The organism is Halomonas sp. 72, from assembly GCF_052379785.1.
In the GTDB taxonomy this organism is placed as follows: domain Bacteria; phylum Pseudomonadota; class Gammaproteobacteria; order Pseudomonadales; family Halomonadaceae; genus Vreelandella; species Vreelandella citrativorans.
In genome coordinates this window covers 1-2903 of the sequence record NZ_JBQSYY010000041.1, presented here as the reverse complement: position 1 = coordinate 2903, position 2903 = coordinate 1, and the positions used below count along the sequence as shown (strand labels likewise).

At 54.8% G+C, this 2903-nt stretch carries 3 protein-coding genes; all 3 read left to right on the top strand.

Going from position 1 to position 2903, the window contains the following annotated elements:
* Positions 1-95 precede the first annotated feature (95 nt).
* The 3 genes from ACT3T6_RS17600 (at position 96) to ACT3T6_RS17590 (ending at position 2666) form a co-directional block, all read left to right on the top strand.
* Positions 96-1547, top strand: coding sequence for an alanine/glycine:cation symporter family protein (locus tag ACT3T6_RS17600; RefSeq protein WP_193054909.1), 1452 nt, complete (start codon positions 96-98; stop codon positions 1545-1547).
* Positions 1548-1716: 169 nt separating this feature from the next.
* Complete coding sequence (locus ACT3T6_RS17595) at positions 1717-2325, top strand: FMN-dependent NADH-azoreductase (RefSeq protein WP_193054910.1); 609 nt, start codon at positions 1717-1719, stop codon at positions 2323-2325.
* Between the two features lie 35 nt (positions 2326-2360).
* Positions 2361-2666 carry an MGMT family protein gene (locus ACT3T6_RS17590; RefSeq protein WP_087108490.1) on the top strand — a complete coding sequence of 102 codons (306 nt, stop codon included), beginning with the start codon at positions 2361-2363 and terminating at the stop codon, positions 2664-2666.
* Positions 2667-2903: the final 237 nt, after the last annotated feature.

Genomic DNA, 2903 nt, shown 5'->3' with positions numbered 1-2903 from the left:
GAGCGTTTTAAGAATAAATGCTCCAATTTTCTTGCCATTTTCGTGCAGGCGTGAAGAATGAAGCGCCTTCGATAAGTTAAAAAAAGGCGTGTTGTATGGATTTCTCGGTACCTCAACTGTTGACCGCGCTGGTTGATCGCGGCAACGGGCTGTTATGGGGCAGTGTACTGATCTACTTGCTGATCGGCGCAGGCCTCTACTTTACGATACGAACCGGTGCGATCCAGGTGCGCTATTTCGGTCACATGTTTAAACTGCTGCGCACCTCGCGCAACGCAGGTGACGGCATTTCTTCATTCCAGGCACTCTCCACCAGCCTGGCGGCACGCGTAGGCACCGGCAACCTGGCAGGTGTGGCGGTGGCGATCTATTTTGGTGGCCCAGGCGCGATTTTTTGGATGTGGATGACCGCCATGGTGGGTATGGCGACCAGCTTCATTGAATCTACCTTGGCGCAGGCCTATAAAACAGACCATGGGGATAGCACCTTTCGCGGCGGCCCCGCCCGTTATATTGAACGTGGGCTTGGGCTGCGCTGGCTGGCCGTGCTGTTTTCCATCTGTTTGATTGTAGCGTTTGGATTGGCGTTTAACAGCGTACAGGCCAACTCCATCGCCCAGGCCATGGAGCAAGCATTTGCTGTTCCCACCTGGGCCATGGGGTTAGTCTTGGTGGTAGTTGTGACGCCGATTATCTTTGGTGGCTTAAAGTCCATCGCCAAGGTCGCGGAGCTGGTGGTGCCATTAATGGCTCTGCTTTACCTGCTACTCGCGCTTGTTGTGGTCGGGCTTAATATCGGTGACTTCCCGGCAGCCATCATGACCATTGTGAAGAGCGCCTTTGGCCTTGAGCAAGCGGCTGGTGGGGCCGTGGGGTATGCCGTGTCACAAGCGATTATGAACGGCATTCAACGCGGCCTGTTCTCCAACGAGGCGGGCATGGGTTCGGCGCCGAATGCGGCAGCCACCGCCAGCACGCGCCCTAATCACCCGGCTGCCCAGGGCTTTATTCAGATGCTGGGTGTGTTTCTGGATACGCTGGTTATTTGTACGGCCACGGCGGCCATTATTATTATGGCAGGGCCTGAGCTGTTAGCCGGTGAAGAGACGAATGGTATCCAACTGACCCAAATGGCGCTTTCAAGCCACGTAGGCGATTGGGGGGGCATGTTTGTAGCTGTCGCTATCTTGCTGTTCGCGTTTACTTCTTTGATTGCCAACTACTCTTACGGCGAGTCCAATATCGAGTATTTAGCGGGTCGCCGAGCGCCGGTAGCGATTCTCCTTTACCGCTTGGCGGTGCTGGCGATGATCATGGTGGGGTCGGTGGCGAGTTTGGGGGCGATCTGGAACTTTGCGGACCTTTCCATGGGTATGATGGCAATTATTAACCTGGTGGCTATCCTGCTGCTTTCACCGGTTGCTTTTGCGCTGTTCCGTGATTACGAGGCGCAGTTGAAGGCAGGAAAAGAACCTACCTTTGACCCCAGCAAATTCCCCACGTTAGCCAATAAGGTTGATCCCAAGGCGTGGCCTAAAAAGCACTAATCATCAGCCAACTAAAACCCTGCTCACACAAAAGCGGGGTTTTTTTATAGATATCATCATAATTCGATTTTATCGAACGTAACACTCATATCATTGCGCTTTTGATTAATCAAAATCATCGTAAAATAGCGTCAATTCCTTATTAACCCTACGTTGGAGCTTTTTTTAAATGACAACTCGTGCCCTGCTGGTTACCTCCTCTGTACTTGGTGAAAACGGCCAATCTATCGCCTTGGCCAACCACTTCCAAAGCCGTGCGGCTGCCCGCGAAGGCGTCGATGTCACTAAGCGTGACGTGATTGCCGATGCGCTGCCTCACCTGGATATTGCGGAACTGGGCGCATGGCAGACACCGGCTGACGAGCGCAGCGACGAGCAGAAAGCACTGGCTGCTCGCTCTGATGAGCTGTTGGCCGAACTGCGTGCTAATGACGTGTTGGTCCTGGCGGTACCGATGTATAACCTGGGTATTCCTTCGCAGTTAAAAGCCTGGTTTGACCGTGTACTGCGTGCTGGCGAAACGTTCCGTTACACAGAAAACGGACCACAAGGTCTAGTCGAAGGTAAACGGGTGATTATCCTGGCGGCCCGTGGTGGTATGTATGCGGGGTCGGACAGGGATAGCCAAACACCGCACCTGAAAAGCATGCTAGGCTTGATGGGCATTACCGATGTTGATGTCGTGTACGCAGAAGGTCTGAACATGGGCGAAGAGCAGCGTGCTGCAGCGCAAAAAGAAGCGTTTCAGGCAATTGATCAGTTGGTGGAAGCGCTATAAGCCCGTTAGCCTGAGGTAATTACGGAGAATTCGTTATGGCCCGTCCCGAGCTTTTGGAGCAGATCTATACGATTGTTGATCAGATTCCGGCGGGGCGAGTCACGACGTATGGGCGTATCGCCGCTATGACCGAAGGCGCTACCCCCCGAATGGTGGGGTCTGCCATGCGCCACTTGCCCGATGGTCATGAGCTTCCCTGGCACCGGGTGATTGCGGCCTCACTTAAACTTGCTGACCACGGCGGCGCTACCCGTCAGCATCAGAAACTGCGTGATGAAGGCGTGATGTTTGATGCCAAGGGCCGCGTGCCGCGTCACCTGGTGTGGCCGGATGAGCCGTAGAATACGTCATTTCAATGAGAAGCCGCGCGGTTGCGCGGCTTTTTCGTTGTGCGCCAGGCATGGCGCGTAGCGCCTTGATAGGCGCTGTTCCTGGGGATGGTGCCTCAGGATGACTTGGGGGTGAAAGTCCCCTGCACGCCCGGCAAGGGGAAGTGCTAGCCGACGGCAAGGGTGTCTCCCGCGAGGGAGAATCTGAAGGAAGCCCGAGGCAAAACGCTGGCCTGACGAACAGGAAGT

Coding starts and splice junctions, on each gene's coding strand:
- ACT3T6_RS17600 (WP_193054909.1), top strand. CDS start 96: ATGGATTTCTCGGTACCTCAACTGTTGACCGCGCTGGTTGATCGCGGC.
- ACT3T6_RS17595 (WP_193054910.1), top strand. CDS start 1,717: ATGACAACTCGTGCCCTGCTGGTTACCTCCTCTGTACTTGGTGAAAAC.
- ACT3T6_RS17590 (WP_087108490.1), top strand. CDS start 2,361: ATGGCCCGTCCCGAGCTTTTGGAGCAGATCTATACGATTGTTGATCAG.